The sequence below is a fragment of the Catellatospora sp. NPDC049133 genome, from assembly GCF_040648455.1.
Taxonomy (GTDB): domain Bacteria; phylum Actinomycetota; class Actinomycetes; order Mycobacteriales; family Micromonosporaceae; genus Catellatospora; species Catellatospora aurea.
In genome coordinates this window covers 1-19260 of sequence record NZ_JBEZDT010000032.1, presented here as the reverse complement: position 1 = coordinate 19260, position 19260 = coordinate 1, and the positions used below count along the sequence as shown (strand labels likewise).

General features: G+C 71.8%; 13 protein-coding genes and 1 riboswitch. Of the genes, 8 read left to right on the top strand and 5 right to left on the bottom strand.

Annotated elements, in window-relative coordinates:
• The first annotated feature begins 46 nt into the window (after nucleotides 1-46).
• Entirely contained in the window at nucleotides 47-2314 is a 2268-nt protein-coding gene (locus AB0B35_RS30690; RefSeq protein WP_361051886.1) for an excinuclease ABC subunit UvrA, read from the top strand.
• 63 nt (nucleotides 2315-2377) lie between these two features.
• Entirely contained in the window at nucleotides 2378-2812 is a 435-nt protein-coding gene (locus AB0B35_RS30685) for a hypothetical protein (protein ID WP_361051884.1), read from the top strand.
• Between the two features lie 72 nt (nucleotides 2813-2884).
• Here the strand turns inward: AB0B35_RS30685 and AB0B35_RS30680 are convergent, their stop codons facing one another.
• From AB0B35_RS30680 to AB0B35_RS30665, 4 genes are all read right to left on the bottom strand, one after another.
• The gene (locus AB0B35_RS30680) at nucleotides 2885-5359 is read right to left on the bottom strand and encodes an AAA family ATPase (protein ID WP_361051881.1); all 2475 of its coding nucleotides are present in this window, start codon (nucleotides 5357-5359) and stop codon (nucleotides 2885-2887) included.
• On the bottom strand, nucleotides 5356-6042 hold the full coding sequence (locus tag AB0B35_RS30675) for a hypothetical protein (protein WP_361051878.1): 687 nt from the start codon (nucleotides 6040-6042) through the stop codon (nucleotides 5356-5358). The genes AB0B35_RS30680 and AB0B35_RS30675 overlap by 4 nt, the downstream gene beginning before the upstream one ends.
• Before the next feature lie 404 nt (nucleotides 6043-6446).
• Nucleotides 6447-10061 carry a methionine synthase gene (gene metH, locus AB0B35_RS30670; protein WP_361051875.1) on the bottom strand — a complete coding sequence of 1205 codons (3615 nt, stop codon included), beginning with the start codon at nucleotides 10059-10061 and terminating at the stop codon, nucleotides 6447-6449.
• A gap of 20 nt (nucleotides 10062-10081) precedes the next feature.
• A riboswitch (S-adenosyl-L-homocysteine riboswitch) is annotated at nucleotides 10082-10157 on the bottom strand.
• Between the two features lie 252 nt (nucleotides 10158-10409).
• Nucleotides 10410-11264, bottom strand: coding sequence for an SDR family oxidoreductase (locus AB0B35_RS30665; RefSeq protein ID WP_361051872.1), 855 nt, complete (start codon nucleotides 11262-11264; stop codon nucleotides 10410-10412).
• Nucleotides 11265-11403: 139 nt separating this feature from the next.
• On the opposite strand from AB0B35_RS30665, the gene AB0B35_RS30660 reads away from it, so the two are divergent.
• The 6 genes from AB0B35_RS30660 to AB0B35_RS30635 all read left to right on the top strand — a co-directional run bounded on the left by AB0B35_RS30660 (nucleotide 11404) and on the right by AB0B35_RS30635 (nucleotide 18121).
• On the top strand, nucleotides 11404-12060 hold the full coding sequence (locus AB0B35_RS30660; RefSeq protein WP_361051869.1) for a helix-turn-helix domain-containing protein: 657 nt from the start codon (nucleotides 11404-11406) through the stop codon (nucleotides 12058-12060).
• Between the two features lie 307 nt (nucleotides 12061-12367).
• Nucleotides 12368-13843, top strand: a complete 1476-nt coding sequence (locus AB0B35_RS30655; protein WP_361051866.1) for a hypothetical protein — start codon at nucleotides 12368-12370, stop codon at nucleotides 13841-13843.
• An 86-nt stretch (nucleotides 13844-13929) separates the two neighbouring features.
• The gene (locus AB0B35_RS30650) at nucleotides 13930-14580 is read left to right on the top strand and encodes a hypothetical protein (protein ID WP_361051863.1); all 651 of its coding nucleotides are present in this window, start codon (nucleotides 13930-13932) and stop codon (nucleotides 14578-14580) included.
• Nucleotides 14581-14600: 20 nt separating this feature from the next.
• On the top strand, nucleotides 14601-15050 hold the full coding sequence (locus AB0B35_RS30645) for a MarR family transcriptional regulator (RefSeq protein WP_361051860.1): 450 nt from the start codon (nucleotides 14601-14603) through the stop codon (nucleotides 15048-15050).
• A gap of 150 nt (nucleotides 15051-15200) precedes the next feature.
• Complete coding sequence (locus AB0B35_RS30640) at nucleotides 15201-16949, top strand: MFS transporter (protein WP_361051857.1); 1749 nt, start codon at nucleotides 15201-15203, stop codon at nucleotides 16947-16949.
• Nucleotides 16950-17110: 161 nt separating this feature from the next.
• Complete coding sequence (locus AB0B35_RS30635) at nucleotides 17111-18121, top strand: WD40 repeat domain-containing protein (RefSeq protein WP_361051854.1); 1011 nt, start codon at nucleotides 17111-17113, stop codon at nucleotides 18119-18121.
• A 217-nt stretch (nucleotides 18122-18338) separates the two neighbouring features.
• Here the strand turns inward: AB0B35_RS30635 and AB0B35_RS30630 are convergent.
• Nucleotides 18339-19260: family 1 glycosylhydrolase (locus tag AB0B35_RS30630; protein WP_361051851.1), on the bottom strand; the 922-nt coding region annotated here is incomplete at its 5' end.

The following is a 19260-nucleotide window of genomic DNA, read 5'->3' as shown; positions in this document are numbered from 1 at the left end:
TACGCTTGCGAGCCGCTCTCACCCCCGATTTCCCGGAGGTCTGCCCGTGACCACTGCTGACTACGGCTTCATCCAGGTACGCGGAGCCCGCGAGAACAACCTCAAGGACATCAGTCTCGACATCCCGAAGCGTAAGATCACACTCTTCACGGGCGTGTCCGGTTCGGGCAAGTCCTCGCTGGTGTTCGACACCATCGCCGCCGAGTCGCAGCGCCTGGTCAACGAGACCTACACGGCGTTCCTGCAGTCGCTGCTGCCCGGCTACGGCCAGCCGGACGTGGACTCGCTGGAGAACCTGTCCGCCGCGATCATCGTTGATCAGAAGCGCCTGGGCGGGAACTCCCGGTCCACGGTCGGCACGGTCACCGACGCGTACTCGATGCTCCGGCTGATCTTCGCCCGGCTCGGCTCGCCCGCGGTGGCCAACCCGGGCGTGCTGTCGTTCAACGACCCCAACGGCATGTGCCCGGACTGCGAGGGCCTCGGCGACGTCGCGTCGATCGACGAGGACGCCATCGTCGACCGGGACAAGTCGCTCAACGAGGGTGCGATCCGGCTGTCCGGCTTCAACGTGGACAGCTGGTTCTGGGCGATCATCACCCAGTCCGGCTTCTTCGACAACGACAAGAAGCTGCGCGACTACACCGCCGACGAGTGGCACCGGCTCATGTACCTGCCCGAGGCGAAGGTCAAGCTGGCCACCCCGGCGGGCAGCATGAACTCCACCTACGAGGGCCTGGTGCCCAAGTTCAAGCGGCTCTACCTGAGCAAGCAGACCGAGACCACGGCCCCCCACATCCGGGCCGCGATCGAGCGCGTCGCCACCCGCTCGGCCTGCCCGGCCTGCGGCGGAGCCCGGCTCAACGCCGCCGCGCTGGCCTGCCGCATCGACGGCCGCAACATCGCCGAGTGCGCCGCGATGGAGGTCGCCGACCTCGCCGCGTTCATCCGCGGCGTCGACGCGCCCACCCTGGCCCCGATGCTGAACTCGCTGGCGGCCCGGCTCGACAACCTCACCCACATCGGGCTCGGCTACCTCAGCCTCAACCGGCCCAGCGCCACCCTGTCCGGCGGCGAGTCGCAGCGGGTGAAGATGGTCCGCCACCTCGGCTCCAGCCTGACAGACATGACGTACGTCTTCGACGAGCCGAGCGTCGGGCTGCACCCGCACGACGTGCACCGGCTCAACGAGCTGCTGGTACGCCTGCGCGACAAGGGCAACACCGTGCTCGTCGTCGAGCACCGGCCCTCGGTCATCGCCATCGCCGACCACGTGGTGGACATGGGCCCGCGCGCCGGGCGCGACGGCGGGCAGGTCGTCTACTCCGGCGACCTGGCCGGGCTGGCCGCCTCCGGCACGCTCACCGGCGAACACCTCAGCCGCCGGCAGGCGCTGAAGCCGAAGGTGCGCACCGCCACCGGCGAGCTGGTCATCAAGGACGCGGCGCTGCACAACCTCAAGGGCGTCACCGCGGCCATCCCGCAGGGCGTGCTGACCGTGGTCACCGGTGTGGCCGGTTCCGGCAAGAGCTCGCTCGTCCAGGGCTGCCTGCCCCGGCACCACCCCGACGCGATCTTCATAGACCAGCGGCCGATCCGCGGCTCCAAGCGTTCCACCCCGGCCACCTACACCGGAGTGCTCGACCCGATCCGCAAGGCGTTCGCCAAGGCCAACGGCGTCAACGCGGCCCTGTTCAGCGCCAACTCCAAGGGCGCCTGCCCGCAGTGCCAGGGCATCGGCCTGCTGTACACCGACCTGGCCTTCATGGACCCGGTGGTGAGCACCTGCGAGGCCTGCGACGGCCGCCGCTTCCTGCCCGAGGTCCTGGAGCACACCCTGCGCGGGCAGAACATCAGCGACATCCTGCGCATGCAGATCACCGAGGCGGCGTCGTTCTTCACCGAGAAGGCGATCAAGCCGACGATGACCGCCCTGGTCGACGTCGGCCTCGGCTACCTGACCCTGGGCCAGTCCCTGGACACCCTGTCCGGCGGCGAGCGCCAGCGCCTCAAGCTCGCCACCGAACTGGGCAACACCTCGCGCGTCTACGTGCTCGACGAACCCACCACCGGCCTGCACATGAACGACGTCGACAACCTGATCGGCCTGCTCGACCGCCTCGTCGACGGCGGCAGCACGGTGATCGTCATCGAGCACAACCTCGACGTCGTCTCCCGCGCCGACTGGATCATCGACATGGGCCCCGGCGCGGGCCACGACGGCGGCCGCATCGTGTTCGCGGGCACGCCGCACGACCTGCTGGCCGACCAGCGTTCGCTGACCGCGGTCCACCTGCGCGAGCACCTGAGCTGACGCACGCCACCGGCTCGGCGGCCGGGGACAGCGAAAGGAGCGCACGCGTACGACACTGTCCGGATGATCACTGCCAGTCCGCAACCAGCCCCGCCACCTGCCGAGCCGATCGACGAGGGCTGGTACCCCTTGCTGCGGTTCTTCCTGGTGCTCGGCTGGCTCGGCACGGCGCTGCTCATCCTCGTCGGGTCGGCCGCCGCGAACGGCAGGGTGCGATTCGTGTCGTGGGACGAGCGGCTTCAGTTCCACGTCGGCACTGTCGTCGCCCTGAACATGCTGCTCGGGATACAGGTCTGCGGCGCGCTCGCCGTGTGGCGGATGCGCCGCAGACCACGCCGCGCAGCCGCCCTGGCCGTCGCAACGGCGGTGCTCGCGCTGGCCACCATCGGGCTGCGTACGCCGCTGACCCGGCCGGAGGACGCCCGGCCCGAACCCGTGCCGGCGTGGACCGGGTGCGTGTCGGTCAGCGGTGGGCGCAACACCTGCCCGGGTGGCTGACCCCAGCCCCGCTGCGGGCGGGCCTGCGCCCGCGACGGGGCCACGGCTGGCTGACCGAGCCGGCCGGCTCCATCAGTCAGCCTGCCCCGCGGCCGGGTCGGCCGGGGGCACGGCAGGCTCAGGAGCCGGCCAGGCAGTCGGCTCCGCCACGGCGACCGCGACGGCGGCGGGGACCGGCTCCGCCGGGACGGCCGCCGCGGGCAGTGCCATGGTCAGCCTGCTGTGGCCGAGGTGGGCCGCAGCCGCGGCTTCGTGGTATCTGTCCAGCTCGGCGAGGAACTCCTCGGATCGGTAGAGGGTGCCGTCGACGACCGGGCCCGACCGTCCTTCGAGCACCGCGACCACGTCGTCGCCGGTGAGCGTCTTGTGTGTCTCCAGCGCGTGGGCCAGGGCGAGCACGTCGCGGCGGTGCTGGGCGAGCAGGTCCGCCGTACGGGCCAGCAGGTCGCCGAGCATGTCCTCGATCCGGTCGGCCAGCGCGTGGCGCACCTCGGCCTCGGTGTCCTGGCCCTTCTTGCGCCGGCCGCCCTGCCCGCCGCCGGGTGCGCCGACCTCCAGTCGCTTGGCGGTCGAGTACGACGACACGGTGCCGCCCATGCCCCAGAAGCCCTCCATGAACGACGCGACCGTCGTCGCCGACTCCAGGTCCCCGGAGACGCCGGACGAGCTGTCCCCGCCGAAGAACATGCGCTCGCCCGCCAGCGAGGCCAGCGACACGCAGATGTCGGACTCGTACTCGGTGCGCCACCGGGTGAACTGGTCCTCGGGCGGGATGCTGGCGACCATGCCGAGGTAGTCGCTGCCCTTCTCGATGGTCGCGATGTCGATCTCCATGTGGTGCCGGGTGCGGTACGCGATCACGGCGTGGCAGGCCTCGTGCACCGCGACGGCGTGCCGCTCCCGCTCGATGTACTCGACGTCCTCGGGCGGCCCGAGTTCCTTGAGCTGCTTGGCCCGCATCACGTCGCGCCAGGCGATGACCTCGCGCCCGTCCCGGATCGCGGTGATCAGGGCCTCGTTGATCAGGTCCTTGATGGTCGCGCCGGTGGCGTACGGAGTGATCGTCGCCAGCTTGTCGATCTCGGCGGCGGTCAGCTCGTGGCGCACCTTGCCCAGGTAGCCCTCGTAGGTGCGGACCCGGCCGGCCTTGCTCGGATAGCCGACCTTGTAGATGCGGTCGATGCGCCCCGGCCGCAGCAGCGCCTCGTCGAGCGCCTCCGGCAGGTTGGTCGCCATCATCACCAGGATGCGGTATCGCGGCGGCGGCTTCGGGCGCATGCCCAGCACCCGGCGCACGTACCGGTTGACGAAGCCGCGCGGCTTCTTCAGCCCGGACAGCTCGGTGAGCAGGGCCTGCAGGGTACCCATACCCCCGCCGTTGTTCATGCCCGCACCCATCACGAACCGGTTGCGCCGCACCGGAGCCGGAGCCGGTTCGGCCGCGGCGTTCCTGGCCAGCCGCCACTGCGTCTCCGGGGACAGCCAGCCGAAGCCGTGACAGCCGGGGCCGGTGGTGAACGCCGGGGTCATGCCGCGCGGGAAGCCCGGGCCGCCCTGGGCGAGCTGGCCGCGGCTGCCGAGCGAGTCGGCCTCGTCGAAGAAGACGATCACGCCGCCGTAACGCAGCGCCAGCTTGCGCAGCTTGCGGAACAGCGACTTCACCTTGAGAATGCCGACGCCCATGAACATGTTGGTGAACGCGCCGGGGTCGACGAACACGTACGGCTTGCCGGTCTCCCCCGCGACGGCCTCGGCCATCAGCGTCTTGCCGGTGCCCGGCGGACCCCACAGCAGCAGGCCGGACGGCACGTAGCCGCCCTTGGCCTCGATCGCGTCGGGCTGCTCGAGGAAGACGATGTTCTCCCGTACCCGCGCCAGCACGTGGTCCTGGCCCCAGACGTCGGTGAACCGGGTCTTGATGTCGTCGGGGTAGTACACCTCGACGCCGCCCCGGGACAGGAACCAGAAGATGGCGACGAACTGCATCACGACGATGAACAGGATGAACACCATCTGCACGACGAAGGGCATCAGCGCCCACAGGATCGCCGGGGCCTGGAACAGCGCCAGCACCGGCGAGGTGTCCAGCACCGCGCCGGCGACGAAGGCGAACACGACGATCCAGAAGATCCACTTGAGGATGCGGGCCAGCCGGAACCTGGTCCAGTCGGACAGCCTCCGCCGGGAGAAGCGCTCGAAGCCGCCGAACACCCGGTGGCTCCAGAACCGGTGGTATCCGGCCCAGTGCTCGCTGACCAGGAAATGCAGCTGGCGCAGCAGTTCCAGCCCGGCCAGGATCAGCAGCCAGCGCGACTCGGCCAGGTGGATGCGGGTCGCCTCCACGAACGGCATGCCGCCCGGGAAGTCGGCCATCTCCGCCCACACCAGCACCAGCCAGGCGACGGCGAACAGGAACAGGAACTTGATCCGGTCCCAGAACGGCAGCTTCTTGCGCTTGGGACGCTCCTCGACCCGTGCGGGCTCACCCGGCGGGCGCAGGCCCTCGACCGGCTCGGCAGACACGTCGCCCATGGCTCGCTCGCTCATGCCACGCTCCTGACCGTGAAGGACTGCACCAGCACGTCGAGTTCCGCCGCCCGTGCGCGGTAACACGAGGCCGAGCAGCGCACGATGAACTGGTACAGCCGCCGCCCGGCGTCGTCGACGTAGACGGTCTGGTCGAACGTCTGCAGCCCGCCGCCGCCGGGGCTGTAGTTGAAGACCGAACGCACCCCGCGCACCGAGCCCTCGGTCGGCAGGATCTCGTCGGAGACCAGCTCGAAGCCCTGGAACACCGGGTTCTGCGCGTTGTCCGCGCGGGCCGAGTCGGTGACCGGCAGCAGCAGGTCACGGGCCCCGTTCAGGGACACCGCGTTGATCTCGTTCTCGGACAGCCGGCGCACCATCGCGTACACGAAGGGCTCGTCGCCGGTGCCGAGGAACAGGTGCAGCGGCTGCGGGACGATCGAGGCGTCGTAGCCGACCGACCAGATCCGCTCCCGCCGCGCCGCCGCGGCCACCGAGTCGGGGTCCTCCCCGGACAGCATCCAGTCCATCGCCTCGTGCTCGATGCGCTGCCAGCCGTGGGGGACCTTGAAGTAGACGCCGTCGTCGGCGTTCTTGACGTACTCGAACTCCGGCGCGCCGCACCCGCCCAGCACGAGCGCCACCGCTGTGAGGAGGGCGGCCAGCGCCGCCCGTTTTCCCGCTGCCTGCCGCCTGTCCTTCATGACGCGCCCCCACCGCCGTCGGGCTGTCCTGATCGGTCACTGCTCACGTGCGGGCGACGACACCTACGGCGGCGTCACCGACCGGCACGGTTGGCTGTCGGTGCTCCTGTAAGGAGTATGGAGGCGGCACGTCCGGAAGCAGAATAGCTGCACAGTCGTCAATGTCGACCGCACACCCGATGGCGCGATCGATACATGTGCCTGATTATCTTCGTGGTCGCCCGGACTCCTTACCGCAGCGGCCGTCCGGTGCGCGGCCGCGCCTTGATCGTCCGACTTGCCTGGCACCTGTGCGTATCTTGAGCGCGAATACCCACAGGTGCCAGGCAAGTCGAGCGATCTTGCGGCGTGCGCCGCCCCGCGGTCCACGTGATGCGGACCGCGGGGCGGGGTCGGCGGGGCGGTCAGGTCAGGTTGGGTCGGAGCCAGCGTTCGGCGTCGGCGAGGTCGGCGTCGCGGCGGCCGGCGTAGTCTTCGAGCTGGTCGCGGCCGATGCGGCCGACGGTGAAGTAGCGCGAGTCCGGGTGCGCCAGCATCAGGCCGCTGACGGCCGCCGCCGGGGTCATCGCGTACGACTCGGTCAGGCCCATGCCGATCTTCTCCGCGCCGAGCAGGTCGAACAGCTCCCGCTTGAGGGTGTGGTCGGGCGTGGCCGGGTAGCCGAACGCGGGCCGGATGCCGCGGAAGCGCTCGGCGTGCAGGTCCTCGATGGCCGGGTCGGCGTCCGGCTCGTACCAGTCGCGCCGCGCCTGCAGGTGCAGGTGCTCGGCGAACGCCTCGGCGAGCCGGTCGGCGAGCGCCTTGACCATGATGGCCCGATAGTCGTCGTGCTCGGCCTCGTACTTCGCCGCAAGCTCGTCCGCGCCGTGGATGGCGACGGCGAACCCGCCGATGTGGTCGCCGGCCGGGGCCAGGTAGTCGGCCAGGCAGCGGTTGGGCCGCCCGGCGGGCTTGACGGTCTGCTGGCGCAGCATCGGCATCCGGGCCTCGCCCTCGATGACGATGTCGTCGCCGTCGGCGTGGGCGGGCCAGAAGCCGTACACGCCCTGGGCGCGCAGCGAGCCGTCCGCGATGATCTGGTCGAGCATCGTGTTGGCGTCGTCGAACAGCTCCCGGGCCTGCGGCCGCTCCAGGATCGCCGGGTACTTGCCCTTGAGCTCCCAGGCCAGGAACAGGAACTGCCAGTCGATCATCGTGCGCAGCTCGGCCAGGCTGGGCGTGACCTCGCGCAGGCCGGTGAAGGCGGGCACGGGCAGCTCGGTGAAGTCGGGCCGCTCGGCGTTGGCGCGGGCCTGCTCGAGGGTCAGCAGCGGCTGGCGGGTCTTGTTGGCGTGCTCGTCGCGCAGCCGGGCCTGCTCGGTGCGGTTGTGCTCGGCCAGCTCCTCGGCCTTCGCGGGGTCGAGCAGCTGCGACACGACGCCGACGACGCGGGAGGCGTCGAGCACGTGCACGGTCGCCGACTCGTACGCCGGGGCGATGCGCACCGCCGTGTGCTGCCGGGACGTGGTGGCCCCGCCGATCAGCAGCGGCAGCTTGAGGCCGCGGCGCTGCATCTCCTGCGCGACGGAGACCATCTCGTCCAGCGACGGGGTGATCAGCCCGGACAGGCCGATCACGTCCGCGCCCTCGGCGACCGCCGTGTCGAGGATCTTCGCCGCGGGCACCATCACGCCGAGGTCGACGACCTCGTAGTTGTTGCAGCCCAGCACCACGCCGACGATGTTCTTGCCGATGTCGTGCACGTCGCCCTTGACCGTGGCGAGCACGACCTTGCCCTGCCCGCGCTGGGCCTCGGCCCTGCCTTCGCGGCGGGCCTGCTCCTTCTCGGCCTCCATGTACGGCTCCAGGTAGGCCACCGCGCGCTTCATCACCCGGGCGCTCTTGACCACCTGCGGCAGGAACATCTTGCCCGCGCCGAACAGGTCGCCGACGACCTTCATGCCGTCCATCAGCGGGCCCTCGATGACTTCGAGCGGCCGGTCCGCCTCCTGGCGGGCCTCCTCGGTGTCCTGCTCGATGAAGTCCACGATGCCGTGCACCAGCGCGTGCGACAGCCGCTGCGCGACCGGGGCCTCCCGCCACGACAGGTCGGCGACGCGCTTGGTCGCCTCGCCGCTGACGGTGCCCGCGTACGCGACGAGCCGGTCGGTGGCGTCGGGGCGGCGGTCGAAGAGCACGTCCTCGACGAGGTCGCGCAGCTCGACGGGGATGTCCTCGTACACGGCGAGCTGTCCGGCGTTGACGATGCCCATGTCGAGCCCGGCGCGCACGGCGTGCAGCAGGAACGCCGAGTGCATCGCCTCGCGGACGACGTCGTTGCCGCGGAACGAGAACGACAGGTTCGAGATGCCGCCGCTGGTCCGCGCCCCCGGGCAGCGCGCCTTGATCAGCGGCAGCGCGTCGATGAACGCCTTGGCGTAGCCGTTGTGCTCGGCGATGCCGGTGGCCACGGCCAGCACGTTCGGGTCGAAGACGATGTCCTCGGCGGCGAAGCCCGCCTTCTGCGTCAGCAGGTCGTACGCCCGCCCGCAGATCTCGACCTTGCGCTCGACGGTGTCGGCCTGGCCCTGCTCGTCGAAGGCCATCACGACGACGCCCGCGCCGTAGCCCTGGATGCGCCGGGCGTGGTCGAGGAAGACCTCCTCGCCCTCCTTGAGGCTGATCGAGTTGACCACGCCCTTGCCCTGCACGCACTTGAGGCCGGCTTCGAGCACCGACCACTTCGAGCTGTCCACCATGATCGGGATGCGGGCCACCTCGGGCTCGGTCGCGATCAGGTTGAGGAACGTGGTCATCGCCAGCTCGCTGTCGAGCAGGTCGGCGTCCATGTTCACGTCGAGCAGGTTGGCCCCGCCGCGCACCTGGTCCAGCGCCACGTCCACCGCGCCCTGGTGGTCGCCGGCCTCGATGAGGCGGCGGAACTTCGCCGAGCCGGTCACGTTGGTGCGCTCGCCGATCATGACGAAGCCGGTGTCGGGGCCGATCGCGAACGGCTCCAGGCCGCTGAACCGGGTCGCCTTCGGCACCTGCGGCACCTCGCGCGGCGGCAGGCCCTTGACGGCCGCCGCGACCTGCGCGATGTGGTCGGGCGTGGTGCCGCAGCAGCCGCCCGCGATGTTGATCAGGCCGGACGTCGCGAACTCGCCCAGCAGCGCGCCGGTCTCCTCCGGCGTCTGGTCGTAGCCGCCGAACGCGTTGGGCAGCCCCGCGTTGGGGTGGCTGGCGACGTAGACCCCGGCGAGGCGGGACAGCTCCTGCACGTGCGGGCGCATCTCGGTGGCGCCCAGCGAGCAGTTCACGCCGACGGCCAGCGGATTCGCCCGCTCGATCGAACGCCAGAACGCCTCGACGGTCTGCCCGGACAGGGTGCGGCCGGACAGGTCGACGATGGTCACCGAGATCCACAGCGGCAGCTCGGGCGCGACTTCACGGGCGGCGGCGATGGCGGCCTTGGCGTTGAGCGTGTCGAAGATCGTCTCGATGAGCAGGATGTCGACACCGCCCTCGGCCAGCCCGGAGATCTGCTCGGCGTACGTGTCGAAGACCTGGTCGTAGGAGACGGTCCGGTAGGACGGGTCGTCCACCCGCGGGGAAAGCGACAGGGTGACGTTGAGCGGGCCGACCGAGCCGGCGACGAAGCGCCCGCCGAACTCGTCGGCGGCCTGCCGGGCCAGCTGCGCGCCGCGCAGGTTCATCTCGCGCGCGTACGCCTGCAGGCCGTAGTCGGCCTGCGCGATGCCGGTCGCGGTGAACGTGTTCGTGGAGGTGATGTCCGCGCCCGCGGCGAGGTAGCGCCGGTGCACGTCGAGGATCAGGTCGGGCCGGGTCAGGATGAGCACGTCCGGGTTGCCGGTGACGTCGTGCGGGTGGTCGCCGAAGCGGTCGCCGCGGTAGTCCTCGGGGGTCAGCCGGGCGCCCTGCAGCATGGTGCCCCACGCGCCGTCGAGCACCACGATCCGCTCGTCGAGCAGCTTGCGCAGCTCCTGCACGCGGGTGGCGGGGGAAGAAGACCGGCTCAACGCGAACACCTCCGAAAGAACTCTCGGAGGCGCCCTTGCAACGGTGGATCCAGCCGAGCGTGGCGGGCTGTGCCCGTTGCAGCGCCTCTCGACCTGAACACGAAGTTTACCGTCCGCCCCCCGCCGCCGCGATCACGGCACCGCTCGCGTCCCGGTCTGCGGGACGCTGACGGCCGTTCGCCCTCGATCATCCGACTTGCCGGGCACCTGGGCGTATCTTGATCCGTTTTTCGCCCACCTGCCGGGCAAGTCCGACGATCGTGAGCGCCGTCCCACGATGCGGAAGAACGCCTCCGCCGAGCACAACGCCGGCGGAGGCGCACTTCGTTCCTGGCCGGGCGGGGGCGGTCAGGCGAGCGGGCGCAGAGCGTCCACCAGCGGGGTGGTCGGGCGGCCGGCCAGGCGGGACAGTTCGCCGGTGGTCGTGGCGAGCGCGCCGTCGCGGATGTCGGCGTCCACAGCCACCAGGAAGCCGGCCGTGCCCGCGTCCAGGCCCGCCTCGGTGAGCAGGTTCAGGTGCTCCTCGGACGAGACGCGCCGGTAGACCACGTCGCGGCCGAGCACGGTCGCGAACGCGGCGGCCAGCTCGTCGAAATCCCAGGCGTGGTCGCCGGACAGCTCGTAGACCGCGTTCTCGTGGCCCTCGCCGGTGAGCGCCGCGGCGGTGGCGGCGGCGTAGTCGGCGCGCGTCGCGCTGGCGACCCGGCCGTCGCCGGCACTGGACAGCACCACGCCCGCGGCACGCGCCTGGACCAGGGCGGGCGCGTAGTTCTCGGTGTACCAGCCGTTGCGCAGCAGGGTGAACGGCAGGCCCGAGGCGCGGATGGCCTGCTCGGTCGCGACATGGTCGGGGGCGACCGGGAGCGGGGAGTCGGCCGCGTTCAGCACGCTGGTGTACGCCAGCCGGGCCACCCCGGCGGCCTTCGCCGCGTCGATCACGGCCTGGTGCTGGGCGACCCGGCGGCCGACCTCACTGCCCGAGACCAGCAGCAGGGTGTCCCCCTCGGTCAGCGCCGCCGACAGGCTCGCCGGGTCGTCGTAGTCGAAGCGGGCGACGCGTACGCCGCGCGCGGCCAGGTCGGCGAGCCGGCTCTCGTCGCGCGCCCCGGCCACGATCTGCCCGGCCGGCACGCCCCGGTCCAGCAGTGCCGCGACCACGAGCCGACCGAGCTGCCCGGTGGCTCCACTGATCACTGTCGACATGTTCTCTCCCACACTGCATGGCGGCGCTGGGCACGATCGCCCAGGCCGCGAAGGGTCTTCACGAAACGGGGACAACTCCCCGGTTGATCCCGACCGTAGCACAACCGGGGACCGATCCCCACTTCGCTATGCTGAACACATGGCCACCCACGCCCCCCGCGCCGACGCCGAGCGCAACCGCCGCCGGCTGATCGAGGCGGCGCTGGCCGTGTTCAGCGAGCGCGGGCTGGACGCCCCGCTCGACGAGATCGCGCGCCGGGCCGCGCTGGGCAACGCCACGCTCTACCGGCACTTCCCCACCCGCCGGGACCTGATCTCCGCCGTGTACGCCGAGACGCTCGACGAGATCGTGCTGGCCGCCGAGCACGCCGCGCACCAGCCGGACGCCTGGACCGCGTTCCACGACCACCTGGTCTACCTGTGCGGCGTGCAGTCGCGGTGCCGGGCGACGTCCGACCTGCTCACCGCCGCCGTGTCCGGCGTGCCGGGGCTCGACGCGCTGCACGACCGGGCGTACCAGGGACTACAGCGGCTCATCGAGCGCGCGCAGGCGGCCGGCGAGCTGCGCCCGGAGTTCCGGCACGAGGACGTGGTGCTGATCCTGATGGCCAACGCCGGGCTGATCGAGCGCACCGCCGAGGCGGCACCGGACGCGTGGCGGCGGCAGCTCGCGTACACCCTCGACGGGCTGCGCGCCCCGGGCCGCACGCCCGCCCCGCCGAGCCCCGGCGTGGACCGGGTGGTGGACGCCATGCGCGAGCGCGGGCGGCGCTTCAGCGGCGACCCCGTGCAGTGACATCACTCTCCGTGTTCACTCGGGGCACCAGAGGACATCGACAGTCGCCGAAATGATTTCGGCACATTCCGAAAGCGTTGCGGTCGCAGGTGATGCGGCATGGCCGAATTTGCCTGTATGCATGCCGTTGACATCGATCAGACCCTCTGCCTGAATAGACCGAAAGCGTTTTAGATCGTCCTCGGTCGATCATTCGGTGGCAGCTCACCGCCTGCCGCGCTCCACACGCACGGTGACGGTTTCACCGTGCCCGCTTCCCGTTTCCGCCGACGCGCGTCGCCCGGACGCGCTCGCCGAAAGGACGCCGATGCACCCCTCCCCACCCCGCCGCCGATGGCCGGTCATCGTGGTGACCCTGCTGGCCCTCAGCGCCGCCGCCCCCGCCTCGGCCGCCCCGGTCGGCGCGCAGGACGGCGCCGCCCCGTCCGTCCAGGCCGCCGGCATGGTCTACACCGGACTCACCGCCGAGCGCACCGGCGCGTGCGCCGGCATGTACCGCATCGTCGGCATCACCTCGACGATGTGCACCCACGGCCCCGACCCGGCTCCGGCCGGGCTGTCGGTCACCCGCTCCGTGGCCCCGCTCGCCGCACGGGCCGCCACGGCCGCGCCGTCCGCGCTGGCGGTCTGCGAGGGCGACGGCACCTCCGGCCGCCGCGTCGAGGTGCTGTACGTACGCGGCAGCACCAGCCGCTACAGCCAGTACCTGGAGACGTTCCGGCAGCTCGCCGAGCAGGTCGACGTCATCTTCAACGAGAGCGCCAAGGCCACCGGCGGCGAGCGGCACGTCCGTTACGTCACCGAGAGCGTCAACGGCGCGTGCCGCCCGGTCGTGCGCGACGTGCAGATCCCGGACTCGGCGCTCAACGCCGACGACTGGGCCCCGCTGCTCAACGCCGTCAAGGCCGCCGGCTACGCCCGCACCGACCGCAAGTATCTGCAGTTCGTCGACGCGAACATCTACTGCGGCATCGGCGGCTTCGCCGGGGACACCCGCAAGAGCGACGCCAACCGGTCCAACACCGGTCCGGAGTACGCCCGCGCCGACAACGGCTGCTGGACCGCCGGGGTCGCCGCGCACGAACTCGGGCACACGCTCGGCGCGGTGAACAACAACGCCCCCAACGCCTCCGGCGCCGCGCACTGCGTCGACGAGTACGACGTCATGTGCTACAAGGACGGCCCGAACGTGGTGCTGCGCTACTCGTGCCCCAGCCAGGCGCTGGACCAGCGGCTGGACTGCAATCACGACGACTACTACCACACGAACCCGCCCGCGGGCAGTTACCTGGCGACGTACTACAACGTCGCCGACAACCTGTTCCTGATCAAGGGCGGCGGCACGACCCCGCCGCCGGTCACCAACCTGGCCCTGTCCGCGACACCGAGCGCCTCCTACACCTCTTCATGGGAGAGCGTCCTGGCGATCAACGACGGCATCGACCCGCCGTCCTCCAACGACACCGTCAACCGCCGCTGGGGCACCTGGCCCAACACCGGCCAGCAATGGGCGCAACTGACCTGGTCCACGGCCCAGACGGTACGCGTCGCCGACGTCTACTTCTTCGACGACAACGGCGGCGTACGCCTGCCCGCCTCCTGGACCCTCCAGTACTGGAACGGCTCCGCCTACGTCGCCGTCCCCGGCGCCGGCGGCTATCCCGTGGCCCTCCACCAGTACAACCGCGTCACCTTCACCTCCGTCAGCACCACCCGCCTACGCGTCGTCCTCAACAGCGGCCAAGGCTCCGTAGGCCTCCTCGAAGTCAAAGTCACCGCCTGACTGAAAGGAAGGGCACCTTCTTGACGCTGTTGGTGCGCAGGGTGCCCTTCCTTACCACTCGGGGGTTCTGAGCAGGGAGGATGCGGGTGAGGATTCGCAGGCGGGTCGGGCAGCGCCGCCTGGTCGGGTGGCGTGGCCCTGTCGCGGCGGTGGCCGCCGGGGTGGCCGCCATGGGGCTGGTGCTCGGGTATGCGAGCCCGGCCGGAGCGCACCGGGGTGTGCAGCCCACGCTGCATCACGACGGGCGTGGCTCGCTGTGGCTCACCCTGGCCTGGGACGACGGCCATCCCGTCGACCAACCCGGACTGGCGATGCTGTCGGCGAGCAGCGACGCGGGCGCGACGGTGCCGGTCACGGCCCTGCGGCCGCTGCCCCACGACCCGGCGACCCTGCCGCTGCCGGGCGCGCTGGCCGCCGGCGAGTGGACGGTGACCGTGGACGTTGCGGCACCGGGGGTCGGGTACTGCACGGCGCGGGTGCGGGTCGCCGTCGACGGGGTGCCGCAGACGGTTCCCTGTGCGGTGCCGGCGGACCCGGACGCGACGGCGGCCGCAGCTGACCCGGCCGTGGACAGCCCGCCGTTCGGGCAGCTCGCGGCACTGCTGGCGGCACTGGCCGCGGTGGCGGTCGGAGGCTTCGGGCTGCTGAGGTCGCGCGGCGGGCGGGGTGTGCCGCCGACGCGCCGCCGCGGAGCGGGTCGGCGCGGTCGGGGCGGGTTGCATAAGCAACTTCTATAAGTGCGTGATATGTTGGCGAGGTGGCTACGACACCGGCTCCGCTGTCCGCGGACACCGCTCGGCATGACCTGGCCCTGACCGTCCAGCGCCTGTTCGCCGCCCTGCGGCGGCTCAGCCCGCCTGGCATCAGCCTCAGCGCCGCCGCCACCATGGCCACCCTGGAGCGCGAGGGGCCGCAGCGGCTCACCGAACTCGCGGTACGCGAGGGCGTCACCCAGCCCGCGATGACCCAGATCGTCACCCGGCTGGAACGCGACGCGCTCGCCGCCCGCACCGCCGACCCGGCCGACCGCCGCGTCGTCCTCGTGGAGATCACCCAGGCTGGACGCGACCTGCTCCGCCACCGCCGCGACGTCCGCGCCGAGCGCGTCGCCGCGCTGCTGTCCCAGCTCGACCCCGCCGACCGCGCCGCGATCGAGGCGGCGCTGCCCGCGCTCGGCCGCCTCGCCGACCACGCGGCCACGACCTGACCCCGACCACGACTGCCCCGGTCACCGCCGACCCGGCGACCCCGAGAACCACCGCACGACCCGGTACCACCGACGGACCCGCCGGCCGATGTCGTCCGAGCACCACCGCGTACCCCGCACCACCCGCTCCGACAGCCGAAGGCGCGCCTCATGAACAGCCCCGAATCCCGCTACAAGTGGGTCGCCCTGTCCAACACCACGCTCGGCATGCTGATCGCGACGATCAACTCGTCGATCGTGCTGATCTCGCTTCCGGCGATCTTCAACGGCGTGGGACTCAACCCGCTGCAACCGGGCAACGTCGGCTACCTGCTGTGGATGCTGATGGGCTACATGCTGGTGACGGCCGTGCTCGTGGTGACCCTGGGCAGGCTCGGCGACATCTACGGCCGCGTGCGCATCTACAACCTCGGCTTCGCGATCTTCGCGGTCACCTCGGTGGTCCTCGCCCTCGACCCGTTCACCGGCGGCGCGGGCGCGCTCTGGCTGATCGGCTGGCGGGTGGTGCAGGCCGTCGGCGGCGCGATGCTGATGGCGAACTCCGCCGCGATCATCACCGACGCGTTCCCGGCCCGCCAGCGCGGCACGGCGCTGGGCATCAACGTGGTGGCCGCCATCGCGGGCTCGTTCGTCGGCCTGGTGCTGGGCGGCCTGCTGGCGGAGTGGAACTGGCGCTCGATCTTCTGGGTCAACGTGCCGATCGCGGCGGTCGGCACCGTGTGGGCGTACCGGTCGCTGCGCGACAACGGCGAGCGCCGCCCCGGCCGCATCGACTGGTGGGGCAACGTCACCTTCGCCGCGGGCCTGACCATGCTGCTGGCGGCGATCACGTACGGCATCCAGCCGTACGGCGGCCACCCCATGGGCTGGACCAACCCGTGGATCATCGCCGGGCTGACCGGCGGCGTGGCGCTGCTGGCGCTGTTCGGCCTCATCGAGACCCGGGTCGCCGAGCCGATGTTCCCGCTGCACCTGTTCCGGATCGCGGCGTTCACCGGCGGCAACGTGGCCAGCCTGCTGGGCTCGATCGCCCGCGGCGGCCTGCAGTTCATGCTGATCATCTGGCTGCAGGGCATCTGGCTGCCGCTGCACGGCTACGACTACGAGGCGACGCCGCTGTGGGCGGGCATCTACCTGCTGCCGTTGACCATCGGTTTCCTGGCCGCCGGGCCGCTGTCCGGGGCGCTGTCGGACCGCTTCGGGCCCCGGCGGTTCGCGGCGGGCGGACTGCTGCTGATGTCGGCGTCGTTCGCCGCGCTGCTGCTGGTGCCGACCGACTTCCACTACGGCGTGTTCGCCGCGCTGGTGTTCCTCAACGGCTTCGGCGGCGGCCTGTTCTCCGCGCCGAACACCTCGCTGATCATGTCCAGCGTCCCGGCGCACCTGCGCGGCGTCGCCTCGGGCATGCGGGCCACCTTCCAGAACGCGGGCATGGTGCTGTCGATCGGCGTGTTCTTCTCGCTGATGGTCGCCGGGCTGGCCCGCTCGCTGCCGACGGCGCTGGACGCCGGGCTCACCGCCCAGGGGGTGCCGGCCGGGGCCGCGCACGCCGTGTCGCAGCTCCCACCGGTCGGCACCCTGTTCGCCGCGTTCCTGGGCTACAACCCGATCCAGGAGCTGCTCGGCCCGCAGGTGCTCGGCGCGCTGCCCGCGGCGAACGCGGCCGCGCTGACCGACCGCCAGTTCTTCCCCGACCTGATCTCGGGACCGTTCCACGACGGCCTGGTCATCGTGTTCTGGCTGGCCATCGTGATGGGCCTGCTCGGGGCCGCGGCGTCGCTGGCCGGGCCGCGCCGCCGGGCCACCACCGGGGATCCCGACGCCGAAGAGGCCCTCGACGAGCTGTACGGCGCGCAGCCACTGAACCCGGTGCCCGTCACCGAGCCCGCGCACCGCTGACCCCGACCGGCCGTTCTGTTAACAGCCGGCCGCATACCGCACGCGGCCGGCCTGGTGAACCTCCGGCAGGGGCGGCAGGTGGTCCGTCCCGCACGGACGGTTGCCCGTGGTAGTCCGATCGGCGCTTATCCCGGGCCGCCGACGGGCCTACCGTGTGGGGCATGACGGCGTACCGCAACGTGCCCGGGGCGGCGCGGGCCGCGGCGCTCCTGCTTGCCCTCACGCTCCCCGCGGCGTGCGGGTTGCCGCTGGCCGCGCCCGATCCCGCTCCGAGCTGCGCCGCGCCCGTACGCTGCGTGGTCGTCGGCGGCCTGGCCACCACGGTGGCGTTCAGCCCGGACGGCGCCCGGTATGCCGTGGGCGGCTTCGGGGCGCTGCACGTGTTCGACACCGCCACCGGCGCGACCGTCGCCAGCATGCCGGTGCGCGATTTCGAGCCGATCTCCCATCTGGTGTTCAGCCCCGACGGCAAGCGGCTGGCGACGCCGGTCGAGGGCGGCGTGCGGCTGTGGGACACCACCACCGGCACGCCGGCCGGCACCCTGACCGGGCACGCGCGCATCCCCATGGACCTGGCCTTCAGCCCCGACGGCACGCTGCTCGCCGGGGCGGGCCACAACGGCGTGATCCGGCTGTGGAGCGTCGGCGGCAACCGCACCGTCGCCGTGCTGACCGGGCACAGCGAGTGGGTGGGCGCGGTCGCGTTCAGCCCCGACGGGACCACCCTGGCCTCGGCGGGCAAGGATGGCGTGATCCGGCTGTGGCAGGTGTCCACCGGCAAGCTCACCGCGTCGCTGACCGGGCACGACGGCGCGGTGCAGGATCTGGCGTTCGCCCCGGGCGGTCGGCTGCTGGCCAGCGGGGGCGACGACGGCACGGTGCGGATCTGGGACGTCGCGGGCGGAGCGGCGCCGTACGTGCTGTCCGGGCACGACGGGGTGGTGCACGCGGTGGCGTACAGCGCCGACGGTGCGACCGTCGCCAGCGGCGGCTGGGACGGCACGGTGCGGTTGTGGCGGCTGTCCGACCACGCGCAGGCCGCGCTGCTGCCCGGCTGGATCCGCGACGCGGACGGCCGGATGGGCGCGGTCTCCGGCGTCGCCGTCAGCCCCGACGGGCACACCGTCGCGGTCGCCGACGGCGCGGACCGCGTCCGCCTCTGGCCGGTCTGACCGGCCCGACCTCCTGCCGCAACTCTTGAAGACTTGCGCCCATCGCACGCGCGGGAGGGCCCAAGTCTTCAAGAGTTGCGGGGGGGGGCGGCGGCAGCCGTGGGTGTGGGTGTGGCACGCCGGGGAGCCCCGCTCGGCTCCCCGGCGTGAGTTCACGGGGTGGGGTAACCCGGGCGCGCCGCCTTTCCACGTGCGGCGCGCCCGGCCCCCACCGACATCAAACGAGCCCGTTGCGCCCGATGACGCCGGCAAACCAGCGGGCACTGTCCTTCGGAGTGCGCCGCTGGGTGTCGTAGTCGACATGCACGATGCCGAATCGTTTGTCGTAGCCGTATGCCCACTCGTAATTGTCCAACAGCGACCATGCAAGATATCCACGCATGTCGGCTCCCTCGGACAGCGCCGCGTGCACGGCCCGCAGGTGGCCGTCGAGGAACCCGATGCGGTCGGTGTCGGCGACCCGGTCCCCGTCGAGCACGTCGTGGTAGGCCGCGCCGTTCTCGGTGATCATCATCGGGGTGCCGGGGTAGTCCGTGGCCAGCCGCATCAGCAGCTCGTACAGCGCGGTCGCGTCCACGGGCCAGCCCATCGCGGTGACCGGCAGGTCCTGCTGCACGTACTCGCAGCCCTCGCTGCCCGGGTTGGCCGGGCCGCAGTCGACGCCGACCCCGGCCCGCACCCGCGACGGCTGGTAGAAGTTGACCCCCAGCAGGTCGATCGGTGACGCGATCACGTCCTCGTCACCGGCCAGGATCTGCCGGTCGACGCCGAAGCGGGCGAACAACGCCCGCATGTCCTGCGGATAGCCGCCGCGCAGGGTCGGGTCCAGGAAGATCCGGTTGTGCAGGCCGTCGATGTGCCGCACCGCGGCGAGGTCGTGCGGATCGTCCGGGTCGTCCGGGCGTACGCAGGCCAGGTTGAGCGTCAGCGACACCTCGCGGGCCCCGCCCGCCCGCAGCGCCTGCACCGACAGCCCGTGTCCGAGCATCAGGTGGTGCACCGCCGACAGCGCGGCGGCCGGGTCCTGGCGGCCCGGGGCGTGGTCGCCGCTGCCGTAGCCGAGGAACGCCGAGCACCACGGCTCGTTGAGCGTGGTCCAGGTGCGCACCCGGTCGCCGAGCCGGGCGATCGTGGCCGTG